Source organism: Streptomyces sp. NPDC050988, from assembly GCF_044456225.1.
Classification (GTDB): Bacteria; Actinomycetota; Actinomycetes; order Streptomycetales; family Streptomycetaceae; genus Streptomyces.
Genome location: NZ_JBITFQ010000007.1, coordinates 335,119 through 352,324, shown reverse-complemented (window position 1 = coordinate 352,324; position 17,206 = coordinate 335,119). Strand labels below are relative to the sequence as shown.

At 69.6% G+C, this 17,206-nt stretch carries 14 protein-coding genes; 9 read left to right on the top strand and 5 right to left on the bottom strand.

The genetic code is table 11. The features are described from left to right. Window positions 1–4: 4 nt before the first annotated feature. On the bottom strand, window positions 5–658 hold the full coding sequence (locus tag ACIBEI_RS19130; protein WP_398890196.1) for a TetR/AcrR family transcriptional regulator: 654 nt from the start codon (window positions 656–658) through the stop codon (window positions 5–7). Continuing rightward, a complete protein-coding gene (locus ACIBEI_RS19125; protein WP_398890194.1) occupies window positions 655–1,587 on the bottom strand; it encodes an alpha/beta fold hydrolase in 933 nt (310 codons plus the stop codon). The genes ACIBEI_RS19130 and ACIBEI_RS19125 overlap by 4 nt, the downstream gene beginning before the upstream one ends. Before the next feature lie 109 nt (window positions 1,588–1,696). Between ACIBEI_RS19125 and ACIBEI_RS19120 the strand changes: the two genes are divergently transcribed. The 6 genes from ACIBEI_RS19120 (at window position 1,697) to ACIBEI_RS19095 (ending at window position 10,566) form a co-directional block, all read left to right on the top strand. Beyond that, window positions 1,697–2,146, top strand: coding sequence for a hypothetical protein (locus tag ACIBEI_RS19120; protein ID WP_398890192.1), 450 nt, complete (start codon window positions 1,697–1,699; stop codon window positions 2,144–2,146). Beyond that, the gene (locus ACIBEI_RS19115; RefSeq protein ID WP_398890190.1) at window positions 2,143–3,699 is read left to right on the top strand and encodes a multicopper oxidase family protein; all 1,557 of its coding nucleotides are present in this window, start codon (window positions 2,143–2,145) and stop codon (window positions 3,697–3,699) included. The genes ACIBEI_RS19120 and ACIBEI_RS19115 overlap by 4 nt, the downstream gene beginning before the upstream one ends. 136 nt (window positions 3,700–3,835) lie before the next feature. Then, the gene (gene metK / locus ACIBEI_RS19110; RefSeq protein ID WP_398890188.1) at window positions 3,836–5,044 is read left to right on the top strand and encodes a methionine adenosyltransferase; all 1,209 of its coding nucleotides are present in this window, start codon (window positions 3,836–3,838) and stop codon (window positions 5,042–5,044) included. Window positions 5,045–5,081: 37 nt separating this feature from the next. Next, window positions 5,082–6,062, top strand: coding sequence for a carbohydrate kinase family protein (locus tag ACIBEI_RS19105; RefSeq protein WP_398890186.1), 981 nt, complete (start codon window positions 5,082–5,084; stop codon window positions 6,060–6,062). Continuing rightward, the gene (locus ACIBEI_RS19100) at window positions 6,059–7,291 is read left to right on the top strand and encodes a class I SAM-dependent methyltransferase (RefSeq protein WP_398890184.1); all 1,233 of its coding nucleotides are present in this window, start codon (window positions 6,059–6,061) and stop codon (window positions 7,289–7,291) included. The genes ACIBEI_RS19105 and ACIBEI_RS19100 overlap by 4 nt, the downstream gene beginning before the upstream one ends. Window positions 7,292–7,374: 83 nt before the next feature. After that, entirely contained in the window at window positions 7,375–10,566 is a 3,192-nt protein-coding gene (locus ACIBEI_RS19095) for a BTAD domain-containing putative transcriptional regulator (protein WP_398890182.1), read from the top strand. 68 nt (window positions 10,567–10,634) lie between these two features. Here the strand turns inward: ACIBEI_RS19095 and ACIBEI_RS19090 are convergent, their stop codons facing one another. The 3 genes from ACIBEI_RS19090 to ACIBEI_RS19080 are packed head-to-tail and all read right to left on the bottom strand — an operon-like array spanning window position 10,635 to window position 13,534. Next, window positions 10,635–11,783 carry a nucleotide disphospho-sugar-binding domain-containing protein gene (locus ACIBEI_RS19090; protein ID WP_398890180.1) on the bottom strand — a complete coding sequence of 383 codons (1,149 nt, stop codon included), beginning with the start codon at window positions 11,781–11,783 and terminating at the stop codon, window positions 10,635–10,637. 12 nt (window positions 11,784–11,795) lie between these two features. Beyond that, a complete protein-coding gene (locus tag ACIBEI_RS19085) occupies window positions 11,796–12,605 on the bottom strand; it encodes an ABC transporter permease (protein ID WP_398890178.1) in 810 nt (269 codons plus the stop codon). Next, entirely contained in the window at window positions 12,602–13,534 is a 933-nt protein-coding gene (locus ACIBEI_RS19080) for an ATP-binding cassette domain-containing protein (protein WP_398890176.1), read from the bottom strand. Before ACIBEI_RS19080 ends, ACIBEI_RS19085 begins: the two co-directional genes overlap by 4 nt. A 233-nt stretch (window positions 13,535–13,767) precedes the next feature. On the opposite strand from ACIBEI_RS19080, the gene ACIBEI_RS19075 reads away from it, so the two are divergent. Genes ACIBEI_RS19075 through rfbH form a run of 3 tightly spaced genes read left to right on the top strand, consistent with a single transcriptional unit; the run spans window position 13,768 to window position 17,205 of the window. Beyond that, window positions 13,768–14,961, top strand: a complete 1,194-nt coding sequence (locus tag ACIBEI_RS19075; RefSeq protein ID WP_398890174.1) for a nucleotide disphospho-sugar-binding domain-containing protein — start codon at window positions 13,768–13,770, stop codon at window positions 14,959–14,961. A gap of 11 nt (window positions 14,962–14,972) precedes the next feature. Further along, a complete protein-coding gene (locus tag ACIBEI_RS19070) occupies window positions 14,973–15,905 on the top strand; it encodes an NAD-dependent epimerase/dehydratase family protein (protein ID WP_398890172.1) in 933 nt (310 codons plus the stop codon). 4 nt (window positions 15,906–15,909) lie between these two features. Beyond that, the gene (rfbH, locus tag ACIBEI_RS19065; protein WP_398890170.1) at window positions 15,910–17,205 is read left to right on the top strand and encodes a lipopolysaccharide biosynthesis protein RfbH; all 1,296 of its coding nucleotides are present in this window, start codon (window positions 15,910–15,912) and stop codon (window positions 17,203–17,205) included. Window position 17,206 lies beyond the last annotated feature (1 nt).

Below are 17,206 nucleotides of genomic sequence, written 5' to 3'. Positions count from 1 at the left end.
CCGGTCAGGTCAGTCGCTCGAAGCCATCCAGTATCGCCGTGAGACCGATCCCGAAGTGCTCGTCGATCTCCGTGTCATCTGCCGCCCGAGCGAGGATGTTGTACGCGGAAGAGTCGGACGACGGCTTCCTGCTCCGGCTCTGTGCACCGAGCTGCACCACCGCGAGACTCAGCGCGTGGCCGATGGTGAACTCCCGTAGACAGCGTGCGATCTGCAGAGCGTGCGCCGGGGTGAAGCCCGCGTCCTGGAGCAACTCGATGATCCGTACCCCTGTGTCGATCGACGCACGGGAGCGCACCGGACGGGTCGCGAAGACCGAGACGGCGTGCGGATGGGTGAGCAGGGTGTCCCGCAGCCGCCGGCAGTACTGCTCGGTCACCTCGCGCCAAGTGGAGTCCCAGGGCAGCGAGTCCACGTCGAGCTCGTCGAAGAGCGCCTCGGCGATACCGTCGAAGAGCTCCTCCTGGTCCCTGAAGTAGCGGTACACCGCCATCGGGTCGACTCCGAGCCCCGAACCGAGCTTGCGCATCGAGAAGTTGCCGAGGCCATTGGCGTCAATGAGTGCCAGTGCCGCTGCGGCGATGTACGCCCGGTTCAGCGGCGGTCTGGCAGACGGGGACTGCCGCTCGCCCCCCGCAGTGCTCTTGTGGGTCGTCATGACGGTAGTGGGTCCAGAATCGTGGTCAGCCGCAGGGTGAATTCCTCCGGAAGCTGCTGGTAGACCGTGTGGCCGCCGGGGAACTCCTCGCATGCTACGCCGAGCAGGCCGCTCAGGACGTGAGCGGGGCGGTGGTAGGGGCGCCCCTCGCTGTCCCGGCCTGTGGCCAGGCACCAGGGGATGCCGACGTCCCGCAGCGCCTCCAGGTCGGGCTGATAGGCGAAGCAGAACTCGGGTAGTTCCCGCTCGATGAGCAGGGCGGAATTACCGAGGATGCGGGTCATCGTGTCGGGCTGGCGTCCGGTCACCCGGCGCACGGGAACGCCCGCGGCCAGCAACAGGCGAGAGGCCACGGCGATCACCGCCTGCCCTCGCGCGGACACGAACATCCGCGGTGGCCGCGGCAGCGTCATGGCGCCGAAAGCAGCCGAGGCCCGTAGTGGCCCCTTCTCCCGGCCGAGCCGCTCGATATCCTCGATGACCTTTCGCTCCGGGCTGTCGGCGGGCAGGACCTGTATGAGTGGTGGCTCGTGGACGACCGCGCCGAGCAGCCGCCGGGCGTGGCGCGCCAGCAGTTCCAGCGCGATGATGGCGCCCCCGCTGTTGCCGAAGACGTATGCCCGGTCGATCCCGTAGTGGTCCAGGATCGCGATCACGTCGTCCGCCTGCCGGGCCACCTCCACGGGTGCCGCCGGGTCGGCGAGTGGGCTGCGCGAGTTGCCGCGCCGGTCGAAGGTGATCACCGTGAACTGCTCGGAGAGCAGCGGCACGACGTCCTCGTACATCCCGGCGTCGCCACCTCCGCCCGGAATCAGTACCAGCGCGGGCCCTCGCCCGACCCGCTCCGTGTGCAGTCGCGCGCGGGAAACCAGGACGGTCCCGGTGCGCCCGACCCCCGGTCGTTCACGAGTCGACCCGTGCTTGCTCATGTGAGTTCTCTTTTCGCTTCTTGCCATGAGATGTGATTGTGTCTACGACGTAGTTCCAGTTCAGTCTACGGTGTATCTCAATGACTCTACGGATGGGGGAATTCCAGCCATGAGTGCGGAAGTGGCGGACGGAAAGACCGCGCCACCGGCTATGGATGCGCGGACTCGCAGGAGGCGGGCGTACGGGCGTGTGTACGCGGTGCTGATGTACACCGTCGCCCTGGCCTATTTTGGGCAGGCGGTCCTGGCCGGCCAGTTCATGTCGGGCAGCTATGACGCGCTGCGATGGCACCAGTACGGCGCGACCCTCTCCGACGCGCTCCTGTTCTGCGCAATTGTTGCGGCCGCCCTGCTGCGGTGGCACGGCAAGGGAAGGATGTGGCCGTTCCTGTCGGCGCTCGCGCTCCTTCTCGCCAACCAGGCGCAGAACGGCGCGGGCGCCGCTCGGCTGCTGTCCCTGCACATCCCGCTCGGCGTCGCGATGATCGCGGGCGCCGTCGTGGTCGCGCTGCGGGTGCGGCGAGCCGGCGAACCCGCCGACACCGGGTCCTCCTCATGAGCGGGCGCATCTCGCGGCGCTCCCTGCTCCTGGGCACCAGCGCCGCCGCGCTGGCCGTCGGCGGGGCCGGCGTGCTCGCCTTCGGCTTCCGGGGCACGAGCTCCACCGGCACCCTGCTGGTCAGTGATGTCCCGCTGCCCAGGGCCTTCCAGAAGCCACTTACCGTGCCTCCTGTGCTGAAGCCGACCAGCACCACGGGAGGCGCGGACACCTACGAGATCACCCAGCGTCAGGCGAACGCCGAGATCATCGACGGCCTGCGCACCCCCGTCTGGGGATACGACGGCATCCTCCCCGGCCCGACCCTCGTCACCCGGCGCGGCCGCAGAACCATCGTGCGCCACCGCAACGAACTGCCCGTGCCTACCGTCGTCCACCTGCACGGCGGCAGGAATGCGCCCCAGCACGACGGCTATCCCACCGACCAGATCCTGCCGACGAGCGGCGCCCACAAGGGCGCCCACCACGGCGGCGGCGATCTCAGCCAGGGCACGCGCAGCTACGAGTACGACACCGACCAGCGCGCTGCCACCCTCTGGTACCACGACCACCGGATGGACTTCACCGGGCCTAGCGTGTGGCGCGGCCTCGCCGGGCTGCACCTGATCACCGACGACGAGGAGCGGGCGTTGCCGCTCCCGGATGGCGACCGCGACCTGCCCCTGGTCATCATGGACCGGTCCTTCGACGAGGACGGCGGCCTGCGCTACCCCAGCGTCGACGAGGACCTGAGCGCCACTCCTGGCGTCACTTCCCCCTACGAGGCAGGCGTTCTGGGGGATGTGATCCTGGTCAACGGAACTCCCTGGCCGTACAAGGAAGTCGACGCCGTGCGCCACCGGCTGAGGCTGCTCAACGCCTCCAACGCCCGTCGTTACCGGCTGCGCCTCGACCCGGCCCCGGAGGGCGTGGACGAGCCGCTGGTCCAGGTGGCCTCGGACGGCGGCCTGCTCGCCCGGCCGCTCACGCATCCGTACGTCGATCTCGCCTCGGCGGAGCGCCAGGAGATCATCGTGGACTTCTCGCGCTACCGCGTGGGCCAGAAGGTCCGGCTGGTGAACGACTTCGGTGAGGGACCGACACGCCAGGTGATGGAGTTCCGCATCGCCCGCAAGGCCAGGGACGAAAGTCACGTGCCGTCCGAGCTGTCGGTGATCGAGCCCCTGGATGCCGGACGAGCCGTCAGGGAACGGGACATGGTCTTCCAGTCCAAGTCCATCGGCGACCACCGCGGCTGGACCATCAACGGCGAGCCGTTCTCCGTGGACTACGTCCACGCCGCGCCCCGGCTCGGCGACATCGAGGTCTGGAACCTCTACACGGACTTCCACCATCCGATCCATCTGCACCTGGTGCACTTCCAGGTGCTGGGCCGCGGTACCAAGGAACCAGGACGCTTCGACCACGGCTGGAAGGACACCCTGGACCTGCGGCCCTCGGAACAGGCCCGGATCATCACGCGGTTCGACGGCCACCGCGGCAAGTACGTCTTCCACTGCCACAACCTGGAGCACGAGGACATGATGATGATGGGCAACTTCGAGGTCCGCTGACTGCGGCCCACCTGGGACGCGAGGTGTGCGCCGAGCGACAGTCGAGCAGTGCTCCAGGCCCGTTCATGGCGGCGGGCATACGTTCGGCGTGCCGCACCGAGTCCGTAGCGACGACCGAGTTCAGCCCAGGAGAGCCATGGCCCGCCGCCTGTTCACCTCGGAGTCTGTGACCGAGGGTCACCCCGACAAGATCGCTGACCAGATCAGTGACACCATTCTCGACGCGCTTCTGCGCGAGGACCCGCATTCCCGGGTCGCCGTGGAGACGCTGATCACCACCGGCCTGGTGCATGTGGCCGGAGAGGTCACCACCAAGGCGTACGCGCCGATCGCGCAGCTCGTGCGCGACAAGATCCTCGAGATCGGTTACGACTCCTCGAAGAAGGGCTTCGACGGCGCGTCCTGTGGCGTTTCGGTGTCCATCGGCTCGCAGTCGCCCGACATCGCGCAGGGCGTCGACACGGCGTACGAGAAGCGTGTCGAGGGTGATGAGGACGAGCTCGACAAGCAGGGTGCGGGCGACCAGGGCCTGATGTTCGGTTACGCGACGGACGAGACGCCGGCGCTGATGCCGCTCCCGATCCACCTCGCGCACCGCCTGTCGCGCCGCCTCTCCGAGGTCCGCAAGAACGGGACGATCCCGTACCTGCGCCCGGACGGCAAGACCCAGGTCACCATCGAGTACGACGGCGACAAGGCGGTCCGTCTGGACACGGTCGTCGTCTCCTCGCAGCACGCCTCGGACATCGACCTGGACTCCCTCCTGGCTCCCGACATCCGTGAGTTCGTGGTCGAGCCGGAGCTGAAGGCCCTCCTGGACGACGGCATCAAGCTGGAGACCGAGGGCTACCGGCTGCTGGTCAACCCGACCGGCCGCTTCGAGATCGGCGGCCCGATGGGCGACGCCGGCCTCACCGGCCGCAAGATCATCATCGACACGTACGGCGGCATGGCCCGCCACGGTGGCGGCGCCTTCTCGGGCAAGGACCCGTCCAAGGTGGACCGTTCCGCCGCGTACGCCATGCGCTGGGTCGCGAAGAACGTCGTCGCCGCGGGCCTCGCCACCCGCTGCGAGGTCCAGGTCGCCTACGCGATCGGCAAGGCCGAGCCCGTCGGTCTCTTCGTCGAGACCTTCGGCACCGCCAAGATCGACGCCGAGAAGATCGAGACGGCCATCACCGAGGTCTTCGACCTCCGCCCGGCCGCGATCATCCGCGACCTGGACCTGCTCCGCCCGATCTACGCGCAGACCGCCGCGTACGGCCACTTCGGCCGTGAGCTGCCCGAGTTCACCTGGGAGAAGACGGACCGGGTGGACGCACTGCGACGGGCCGCCGGACTCTGAGACCGCGCTCGCCACCCGACGGTTCAAGGAGATCCCTGTGCGCATCGCCGTGACCGGATCGATTGCCACCGACCATCTGATGACCTTTCCCGGCCGTTTCGTCGACCAGCTCATGAGCGAGCACTTCGAGAAGGTCTCGCTGTCGTTCCTTGCAGACACACTTGAGATCCGGCGCGGCGGAGTCGCCGCGAACATAGCCGTGGGCCTCGGACGGTTGGGGCTCGATCCCGTCCTGGTGGGCGCGGCCGGCGTCGACTTCGCCGATTACCGCGACTGGCTGCGCGCCAATGGCGTGGACACCGACGCGATCCGGGTGAGCGCGACCCGGCACACCGCCCGCTTCGTGTGCACGACCGACGCCGACCAGAACCAGATCGCCACGTTCTACGCCGGTGCGATGGCCGAGGCGGGGGAGATCGATCTGGTTCCGATCGCCCGGCGAGCGCACGGACTCGGCTTGGTGATGGTCGGGCCCGACGACCCCGGGGCGATGCTCCGGCACACAGATGCCTGCCGTGAGCTGGGAGTCGACTTCGCCGCCGATCCCTCGCAGCAACTCGCCCGACTGGACCGGGCCGAGACTCGGCGCCTGGTCGACGGAGCTCGCTTCCTGTTCACCAATGCCTACGAGGCCGCCCTGCTCCAGGAACGCACTGGCTGGAACACCCCGCAGGTCCTCGGACGCGTCGGCAACTGGGTCGTCACGCATGGCCGGGCCGGCGTCGTTGTCTCCCGCGCGGGGCGGGCGGAGCTGCGGATCCCCGCCGTCACGGCGACTGCGATCGTGGACCCCACCGGGGCCGGAGACGGATTCCGCGCCGGATTTCTCGCGGGCACGGCCTGGGGATGGCCGCACGCGCGGGCCGGCCGTCTGGGCTGCGCCCTGGCGGCCGTAGTGCTCGAGTCCGTCGGCACGCAGGAGTACAAGCTGTCCGCCGCCGATCTGCACCTGAGGATCGAGCAGGCCTACGGGCCCGTGGCGGCCGCCGAGATCATCCACCACCTGGAGAGGCGATGACCATCAAAGAGTGCCGCGTCTGCGGCAACCGCACCTTGCTGCCGATACTCGACCTCGGCCCGCAGGCCCTCACTGGCATCTTCCCGCGCACCCGCGACGAGGTGGTCCCCGCAGTCCCCCTGGAACTCGTTCGCTGCTCCCCGGAGGGCTGCGGCCTCGTTCAGCTGCGGCACACCGCCGACTTCGGGCTGATGTACGGCGAGGGGTACGGATACAGGTCCGGGCTAGGCGAGTTCATGATCCGGCATCTGGGCGGCAAGGCCGCCCTGCTCACCGAGCTCGTCGGCCCCGGCCCGGGTGACCTCGTCCTGGACATCGGCAGCAACGACTCCACCCTGCTGCGCGCCTACCCGGCCGACGGGCCCACCCTGGTCGGCATCGACCCGACGGGCGACAACTTCCGCGAGTACTACCCCGAACACGTCACGCTGATCCCGGAGTTCTTCTCCCGTGATGTGTTCACCGGGCACTTCGGCCCGCGCAAGGCCAAAGTCGTCACCTCCATCGCCATGTTCTACGACCTGCCGCGGCCTCTGGAGTTCATGCGGGACGTCCACGACATCCTCGACGACGACGGAGTATGGCTGCTGGAGCAGAGCTACATGCCGGCGATGCTCGAGGCCACCGCCTACGACGTCGTGTGCCACGAACACCTTGAGTACTACGCCCTGCGTCAGATCGAGTGGATGGCCGAACGCGCCGGACTCACCGTCATCCGTGCGGAACTGAACGAGGTGTACGGCGGTAGCCTTTGCGTCGTCCTCGCCAAGAAGCACACGCGCCACCGCGTCGACGAGGCCGGGATCGCCGCGATCCGCGCCCGGGAGGCCGCCCTCGGCCTGGACACCATGGTCCCCTTCGAGGCCTTCGCGCGGCGGGCCGCCCAATACCGCGACGGGCTGCGGGACTTCCTCGACACCTCCCGCGAGGCGGGCAGGCTGACACTCGGATACGGCGCCTCCACGAAGGGCAACGTGATCCTCCAGTACTGCGGGATCACCGAACAGGACCTGCCGTGCATAGGCGAGGTCAACAAGGCCAAGGACGGCTGCTTCACGCCCGGCACCGGCATCCCCATCGTGACCGAGGCCGAGGCCAAGTCCCGCCGCCCCGACCAGTTGCTCGTGCTGCCCTGGATCTATCGCGACGGCTTCGTCGAGCGGGAGCAGGCGTACCGGGAGAGCGGCGGCAAGCTCGTCTTCCCGCTGCCCGAACTCGGCATCGTCTGAGGCCTCATGTGTCAGATGCCTCTTCGCGCAGGATTTGATCAACGGTTGGGGTTCGCGCGAGGTTCCTGCGGCACAATGAACGCATGCCAGCCGGTGGGGTCATCAGCGTCCTCGGACCGCTGCGGATACGGACCGCGGACGGTGCTGCCGCCGAGGTACGCGGAGCCCGGCTGCAGACGCTCGTCGCGATCCTCGCGCTGGCCGCGGGCCGGGAGGTGGCCCGCTCTGACCTCCTCGAAGCATTGTGGGACGACGACCTGCCGTCTGCCCCGGACAACGCGCTACAGGCCTTGATCTCCCGACTGCGGCGGGCCCTTCCAGGGCTTGTCGTCGAGTCGAGCCCGACCGGTTACCGGCTGGTCATGCGGCGGGACGACGTCGACGCGCTCCGCTTCGAGTCGCTCCTCTCGGCCGTCGGTGGGGCGCGGGGCGAGCCGGAGCGGCGCGCGGCCCTGTTGCGTGACGCGTTGGCGCTGTGGCGCGGCCCGGCGCTGGCCGGGCTGACCACCACCCGGGTCGTTCGCGCCCACGCGACGCGGCTCGAAGAGCTGCGCAGACGGGCTCGGGAGGACCGGATCGAGGCGGACCTCGCAGCGGGCGGTGGCACGACACTCGTCGCGGAACTGGCGGGCCTGGTCTCGCGGGAACCGCTCCGCGAGAAATTGCGCGTTCAGCTGATGCGTGCTCTGCAGGCCGCCGGCCGCCAGACCGAGGCCCTGTCCGTGTACGAAGAGGCAAGAGCCCAGCTCGCCGAGGCATACGGCATCGATCCCTCGGCGGAACTCCACCAGGCGTACCTGGACGTTCTGCGCGGGGAGGGGGTGCCACCTCCTCAACGGCCCTTGGGCGCATCGCGGTTACCCGTGCCGCTCACCGAACTCGTGGGCAGGCAAGCCGACGTAGAGCGGGTTCAGAAGCTGCTCGAGCGCGCCCGGCTGGTCACCGTGGTCGGCCCCGGCGGCGTCGGCAAGACCCGCGTGGCCGTCGAGTCCGCGCGCCGTGTCGACGAGCGGGGCACCGACCGTGTCTGCCTGGTCGAACTCGCCGCCGTCACCGACCCGGTGAACGTGCCTCGCACCATCCTGGATGCGACGGGGGCGGGCGAGGGCGGCTTGCTGTCGGCGCCGGGATTTGAGGAGGCCCACGGGGCTGTGTTGCGCCGAGTGACCAGCCTGCTGGCTGGGGAAAGCACCTTGCTCGTCCTCGACAACTGCGAACACCTCGTCGACGTGGTCGCCGAGACCGCCGGGACCCTGCTCTCCCACTGCCCTGGCCTGCGGATCCTCGCGACCGGCCGACAGCCCTTGGGCGTCAACGGTGAGCGGTTGCACCACCTTTCGGGCCTCGCCCTGCCGCAGCGCGCCGGCGATGCCCGTGACAGTCCCGCAGTGCGGCTCTTCGTCGACCGTGCCATCGGTGTACGCCCCACCTTCGCGCTGGACGAGCGCACCATGGAGCCCGTAGTCGCGATCTGCCGTGCCCTGGACGGCCTGCCGCTGGGCCTCGAACTCGCCGCGGCCCGGCTGCTGTCCCTCTCGGTCACCCAGATCCGCGACCGGCTCGACGACCGGTTCCGGCTCCTGGGGCCCGAGGGACGCTCTCCCGACGGGCGCCGACGCACGCTGCGGGCCGTGATGGACTGGAGCTGGGAGCTGCTGGACGACGCCGAGCGGACGCTGGCCCGTCGACTCGCGGCCTTCGCCGGCCGCGTCGACCTCCCGTTGATCGAGCGCGTCTGCGCCGGACACGGAGTCGACCCCGCCGATCTCGACATGCTGTTGTCCTCGCTCGTTGCCAAGTCGATCCTGCAGACCGAGGAGACGGACGGGCGCCTCGGCTATCGGATGCCCGAGACCGTACGGGTCTACGCTGCCGAGCAGCTTGCCGCGGCGGGTGATGAGGACCGGCTGCGGCTGCGGCACGCTGAGACACTCCTGGCGATCGCCGAGGCGGCCGAGCCGCGGCTGCGCCGTAGTGGCCAGGATGCCGAACTCGCGGTGCTGACAGCCCTGTTGGATGACTTCTATACAGCACTGCGCTGGTCCTTCAACACCGCGCCGCCGGAGCTGCCGCTGCGGCTGGTTGCCTCGTTGGAGTGGTTCTGGCTGCTGAGCGGACGCCGCGCGGAGGCATCGGAATGGACGCGCCGCGCGCTCGCCCTGCCCTGCGGGGACCGGCCCGTCGAGCGGGCGATCGTGTGTGCCGTCGGAGGGCTTCAGCACGGAGCCCTGCTCGGCCAGGAGGAGGGCGTCCGGTATCTCTTCGAAGCGCTGGCTCTGATCCAGGACCTTACGGACGCCGATCACCCCGTTCTCGTGGCTGCCGAGATCCTGGGCTCGCTCGCCTCCGGGTCCCCGGAGATGGTCAGCGAACTGCTGCGCGAGGTCAGCGGGCACAGCGATCCGTGGATCAGCTCGTTCGCCCGGATGCTCGGCGCCCGCATGCACGCCAACGCCGGGCAGCCGCACCCGGCACGCGATGAACTCCTTGCCGCACTTGACGGGTTCCGCACCATCGGGGACCGCCTCGGGCTGACATACACGCTCTCGGCGCTGGCCGAGTCCGAGAGCGCCCGGGGCGACCACGTGGGTGCTATGAGTGCGCTCGAGGAGGCGCTGCGCGCGGTCACCGAGCTGGGTGTCGCGGAGGACCGGCCCATGCTCATGGTCCGCCTGGCGATCGAACACGCCAGGACGGGGAGGCTCGACGAGGCCGAGGCCTCTCTGGACGAGGCCGCGGCGGAGGCCTCCCGGCTCGGCCTGGACGAAGTCCTCGGCGTCACTCATCTCGCGCTGGGTGACCTGCGCCGCGCCGAGGGCCGGACGGCTGAGGCCCGTCGACTGCTCGACCGTGCCCTGGCCGAGGTGGTGGCACACGGCCGGGGCGTCGGCTACCGGCCCGCCGTGCTCACCAGCCGGGGCCACCTGGCGGTTGCCGAAGGCCGCCTGCCCGCCGCGCTGGAGGCCTGCACGACCGCACGGGACTTGGCGGGGCAGGTGGACGACGCTCCGCTGACGGCGCGCATCCTGGTGCTGGCCGCGGACATCGCCCTCGCCCAGGCGGACCCCAAGACCGCGGCGGTCCTCCTGCATACGGCAGCCGATGTGCGCGGTCAGCGACTCGACGCCGACCCCGATGTCCACCGCGTTGCCCGAGCGACCCGGCTCGCTCTCGGTGACGACCGGTACGGAGCCGCCCGGGCCGTCCCCGCGGACGAGATCGACGGCTTGTTCACGGCCCTCAGCGGGCGGCTGGCACCACCGCCGGTACGCTGAGGCCGCGTCGTGCCGGGCCCATCGATCGGGCCGACGGTCGCCTGAAGGAGCCACGGGCCGCCGACGGCTCAGCGGACCGCCGGCGCCGCTGCCAGTTCGGTGAGCAGTGGGACGATCGCGCTCGGTGCCGGCATGCGGCGGATCTCGTCGGCGAGGGACTCGGCGGCGGCTCGGTTGCGGGGGCTGGAGAGCACCTCCTCCACCGTCGCGCTCAGGCTTCTTGGGGACTCATCATGGAGGGCTGCGTCCAAGTCCAGCACGACACCCGCGCCGCACGCCATGATGCGCTCTCCGACCGCCGCCCATGAGGGGTTCGGCTGGGCGAGGATCACTTGCGGGACACCGAACGCGAGACCGGTCAGAGCCGTTCCGGCGCCGCCGTGGTGCAGCAGAGCGTCGCAGCCGTCGAGGAAGAGGTCCAGTGGCACCGCACCCGGCGCACGTACGGAGGCGGGCAGGGCGGCCGCCTCTTTCGGGACGGCCGTGACAACCGACTCCAGGTCCCGGACGGTGGTGAGTGCGCGGATCAGCGCGTCCCAGACGGCGGGCTGGGCCAGCATTGGTGTCTCCCCGCCGAAGGAGATGCAGAGGCGGCGGTCCCCGCACGGCCGTGTGGCCCAGTCGGGTGGCGAACCAACCCCGTTGAACGGAACGAACCTCATCGGTTGGGAGGCCGCTGCGTCGGGGCATTGCAGACTCGGCGGACACGGGTCGAGCACCATCGACGGCAGCGCGGGACCTTCATCGATCCCGCGCCTGGCCGCCACGTCCGAGAGTGCCTCGACGGCCCGCGGAATCGACTGCGAGCTGATGCGGTCCGGCCCCCAGCGGTGCACCACGGCCGGGACGCGCAGCGCCGTGGCCACGATCAGACCGCTGAACTCGATCGGATCCACCAGCACCAGGTCGGGCCGCCACGCTCGGGCGACCTCCAGGTACTCGTCCAGGACGCCGTCGACCCGCTGCCGCCAGCGCTCCTGGAGGAGCGTCCAGTCCGGGCCTGCGCCGGGCAGCCCAGAAGGAGCCGCCGACCGCTGCACTCGTCTGCCAGGCGGCTCGCTCACCGCGGCCCCCGACAGTCCGGCGGCCGCAGCCCGCTCCACCACGGGCGTGCCACCGGCGACCAGTATCTTGTGCCCGGCAGCCCGTAAGGCCCAGGCGACCGGCACCATCGCCATCAGATGGCTCGGCACCAGTGCGACGATCAGCACCCTCATACGTGAACTCCCTTACCGCTCGCGGTGATAGGCGCGTAGCGCCAGCGGGGCGAAGACCACCAGCAGGACTGCCGACGCGATCAGCGTCTTCGTCACCGGCTCCGCTACAGGTCCGCCGACCAGCAGTCCGCGGATCGAATCGGCCAGCATGGACACAGGGTTGAGTTTGACGACCGCCTGGAGCCATCCCGGCATGGTCTCCACCCGGACGAAGGCGTCGCTGATGAAGGTAAGCGGGAGCATCAGGCCGAAGGCGAGAGCCTGTACGTTCTCCGGGTCCTTGGCGAGCAGCCCGGCCAGCACCGAGGCCCAGGACAGAGCGAAGGAGAACACCAGGAGGAGCAGGAACATCGGGATCAGCTGACCCCAATTGGTCTCTATCCGGAAGCTCAGGAGCATCCCGCAGGCCAGCAGCAGGACCACCGACCACACCAGCATCACGTAGTCCGCGAAGATCCGGCCGACCAACGGCGCCGTGCGGGAGATCGGCAGACTGCGGAAGCGGTCGAAGAGTCCCTTGGTGACATCCGCGTTCATCCCGATCGCCGTGCGCGCGGTCACAAGAACGGTGCTCTGCACGATCAGCCCGGGGACCACGAACTGCAGATAGGCGTGGCGTGAGCCGGCCATCTGGCCCGCGAGCACGAAGGCGAAGAGGAAGACGAAGATGACGGGCTGGATGCCGACCTCCACCAGCGTCTCCGGGCTGTGCTTGATCTGCACCAGCTGCCGCCAGGCCACGGTGGCACTCTGCCGCAAGGCGAACCCGGGGCCGCGGCGCCGCCCGGGCGGCGCCTCGTGAGGGGTGGCGATGGCCGTCATACCGGTGCTCCCGTCACTGTCAGCTGCTTGAAGACCTCGTCGAGACTCGGTTCCCTGATGGAGAGTTCGGCGACCTCGATCCCGGCGTCGTCGAGACGTCGTACGACTGTGGACAGGGTCGCCGTGTCCTGTACGCGTGCCTTGACCAGCCGGCCGTCGATTGTGTGCTCGCCGATCACCTCGGTCACCAGCGCAGCCACGCGCTCCAACTCGGCGCCGTCCAGTGGACGTACCTGGAGTGTGGGTCGGCCGACCTCACGCTTCAGCGTCTGTGGGGTGCCTTGAGCCACGACGGAGCCGTGGTCGATGACCACGATGTCGTCGGCCAGCTGGTCGGCCTCCTCCAGGTACTGCGTGGTCAGCAGCACCGTCACCCCGCGCCGCACCTCGCCGCGGATGATCTCCCACAACTGATCGCGGGCATTTGGGTCCAGCCCTGTGGTCGGTTCGTCCAGGAAGATCACCTTGGGCTCGCCGACCAGGCATGCCGCGAGGTCGAGGCGCCTGCGCATGCCGCCCGAGTACGTCTTGGCAGGGCGGTCGGCCGCGTCGGACAGCCCGAACCGCCCGAGCAGGTTCAGGGCCGTACTGCGGGAGTCCGCGCGGGACTTGCCGAGCAGTCGGCCCAGGAAGAGCAGGTTCTCGACGCCGGTCAGATTGTCGTCGACGGCGGCGAACTGGCCTGTGAGACCGATGATCTCGCGCACCCGGTCGGGCGACCTGACCACGTCGTGGCCGTGGATGAATGCCTGCCCGGCATCGGGCCGCAGAAGGGTGGCGAGGATACGGACAGCCGTGGTCTTGCCCGCGCCGTTGGGACCGAGTAGCCCGAGCACGCTGCCTGCCTCGACGTCGAGGTCCACGGAGGTGAGCGCGGCCGTCTCACCGAAGCGTTTTGCCAGGCCATGAGCCTGGATCGCGGATGTCACAGAATTCCCCTTCTCTCTCCTCCCGAACCGGACGTCCCGGTTCGGACGGGATCGGTTGGATGCTAGGAACAGGCACTGGCACGTCGCTGACAGCGCGCTGACACGCATCAGGGGTGAGTGTGAGGGCCGGTCCTGGATCGACGTTCCAGTCCCGCTTGAGCCCCGCCGACGAAGCTTGGTCAGGACATCAGGCGCCGACCGGGCGCCACAGGCTCCGGGCGAGGTGAGAACGTATGCGCGTGCTGTTCACGACCTGGGCGGCACCGGGGCACTTGTTCCCGATGGTCCCGCTGGCCTGGGCGTTCCAGGCCTCCGGGCACGAGGTTCGGGTCGCGGGCCCGCCGTCCTGCCAGGACGCCATCGTCCAGGCGGGACTCTGCGCTGTGAGCGCCGGAAACCAGGAGGCCCTCGCCGCGTTGCCCAAGCCGCCGGAACTCGCGGCCTGGGGCCGCCCGGCCCGCTGGCCCAGCGGCTGGTCAGCACACCTCGACCTGCTGGACGCCGACCGGCGCCGGGTGATCCGCGCCCTGTACGAGAAGCAGTGCGCCGTCGCGGAGTTGATGCTCGGCGACCTGATCGCCTTCGGCCGCTGGTGGCGTCCGGACCTGGTCGTCCACGACGTGCTCTCCATGGCGGGGCCCGTGCTCGCCGCCGTGCTCAAGGTGCCCGCCGTCGGCCACGGCTGGGAGATCGGCAGCACGCTGCACCCGCCGACCGGGAACTGCGACGCGGAGCCGCTGCCCGCCTACCGTGAACTCTTCGAGCGGTACGCAGACGAGGTCACCGATCCGATCGGCTGGGTCGATCCGTGCCCGCCGTGCGTGCGGCCCCCGGACGGACCGCCCGTGCGGCGGCTGCCCGTGCGGTGCGTGCCGTACAACGGCTCTGGCCACAACCCCGGTTGGCTCGCCGAGCGTGGCCGACCCCGACGGGTGTGCGTGACCGCCGGGGTCGCCGGAGCGCGCTACCGCGATCCAGGTGGACCCGACGTCCTCACGCTGACCCTGGAGTCGCTGGCTGCCACGGACGCAGAGGTCGTCCTGGCGCCCGGAGGGCCGGTCGCCGAGGAAGAGCTACCGGCCAATGTGCGGATCGCCCGTGGGGTGCCCTTCCGCATGCTGTTGCCGACCTGTGACCTCGTGGTTCACCACGGCGGCGCGGGCACGGCTCTCACCGCGGCCGTCCTCGGCGTACCGCAGCTCGTCGTGCCGCCGTCCCCGATCTGCACGGAGATCGGCCACGGCGTCGTACGTGCCGGCGTGGGTGTGATGCTCGACCGGCTCGACAGCAGCGAACTGCTACTGAAGACGGCCACTGACATGCTCGCGGCGCCCGATGCCTACCGCGAGGCCGCCGGGAGGGTGCGCTCGGAGACGGCAGGGCTGCCGTCTCCGAGCGCTCTGGCGGACGAGCTCGCGCAGTGGTAGGGCGCGATGCCATGAACGCTGTCGTTGTCGGTGGGAGCGGCTTCCTCGGGCGGCACATCTGCGCAGCGCTCCAGGCCCGCGGCGCTCGCGTCCTATCGCTTGCCCGTCGGCCTGCGCCCGGCATACCCTCCGCGCGGATCAACGTGGTTGACGAAGCTTCGGCCACCCTGGCCGACCTGTTCATCGAACACGGCACAACCGTTCTGGTGAACGCGGCCGGAGCGGTCTGGGGGTACGACGAGCAAGCACTCGAGGAGTCCAACGTCCGGCTCGTGGAACGGCTGCGGGACGCGGTGGCCAAGGTGCCGCACCAGGTTCGCGTGGTGCAGCTCGGCTCGGTCTTCGAGTACGCGATGCCCGCGCCGGGACGGCACCTCACCGAGGACGCTCCGCCAAACCCATCGACCGCGTATGGCAGGAGCAAGCTGCGGGGAAGCGAGATCGTTCTCGACGCCACACGGGCGGGCCTGCTGGACGGAGTGGTGCTGCGCGCGACGAGCTGTGCCGGGCCCGGACTGCCGTCCTCCAGCCTGCTGGGCCGGACGGTGGCGGAACTGCGCGACGCCGCCATACGCGGCAAGGCCGCGGTGATCCGGCTCGCGCCACTGACCGCGGAACGTGACTTCGTTGACTGCCGTGACCTCGCCGCTGCCGTGGTCGCTGCCGCGACCGTCCCCGTCGTCGGACGGACCGTCAACATCGGCAGCGGCTCGGCAGTGAGCGTACGCCGACTGGTGGACCTGCTGGTCTCCGTGAGCGGCGTGCAGGCCACGATCGTCGAGGAGGACACCTCGACCGGGCGCAGTGCCGGGGTCGACTGGCTTGCTGTGAACACCGGGCTCGCGGAGCGGATGCTCGGCTGGTGCCCCCGGCACAGCCTGGCCTCGACAGTCCGGGCCATGTGGAGCGAGGCCACCACCAACGCCGAGGAAGGGCCTGACTGAGCCGATGGACATACGCAGCGCACTGCTGGAACTGACCCGGAAATTCCACCAGGAGCAGACCGAGGACAGCTTCGTGCCGGGCCAGACGGACATCCTCACCTCGGGCGCGGTGCTCGACGAGGAGGACCGGGTCGCCTTCGTCGGGGCGGCCCTGGACATGACGATCGCCGCCGGAGCGCGGGCGCGCACCTTCGAGAGCCGGTTCGCCCGAGCGATGAAGGTACGGAAGGCGCATCTGACCAACTCCGGCTCCTCGGCCAACCTCCTCGCCCTCAGCGCCCTTACCTCGCCGCAGTTGGAAGACGCGCGCCTGGTCCCCGGTGACGAGGTGATCACGGTCGCCACGGGCTTCCCCACGACCGTCAACCCGGTGCTGCAGAACGGCCTGGTGCCCGTCTTCGTCGACATCGAACTGGGCACTTACAACACAACGTTGGAGCGGATCGAGGAAGCCATCGGTCCGCGCACTCGAGCCATTATGGTCGCGCACGCGCTCGGCAACCCGTTCCAGGCGGCCGAGATCGCCGAACTCGCCTCCCAGCACGACCTGTTCCTCGTCGAGGACAACTGCGACGCCGTCGGTTCGTACTACCGGGGGCGCCTCACAGGCACCTTTGGCGACCTGTCGACCGTCAGCTTCTATCCCGCCCACCACATCACGATGGGTGAGGGCGGCTGTGTGCTGACCGGCAGTCTGGCGCTCGCGCGGATCGTCGAGTCCATGCGGGACTGGGGGCGTGACTGCTGGTGCGAGCCGGGCGAGGACAACCGTTGCCTGCGCCGATTCGACTACAGTTTCGGCACGCTGCCTCAGGGATACGACCACAAGTACGTGTTCTCGCACGTCGGTTACAACCTCAAGACGACCGACGTACAGGCGGCACTCGGTCTGAGCCAGTTGCGCCACCTGGAGGATTTCGGCGCGGCGCGACGGCGCAACTGGCAGCGGCTACGCGAGGGGCTCCAGGATGTGCCGGGACTGCTGCTGCCCGAGGCGACGCCGGGCAGCGACCCGAGCTGGTTCGGTTTCGTCCTCACCGTGCTGCCCGACGCGCCGTTCACGCGCAGCGCCCTGGTGACCTTTCTGGAGGACCGGAAGATCAGGACCCGCCGCCTCTTCGCGGGCAATCTCACCCGTCATCCCGCGTACGAGGGGCGGAACTTCCGTGTCGTCGGCGAGCTGACCAACAGCGACGTCACCACCGAGGCGACGTTCTGGATCGGGGTGTACCCCGGCATCGCCCCGGAGATGGTGGACTACATGGTTGCGTCGATACGGGAGTTCGTAGCCGCGGCCTGAC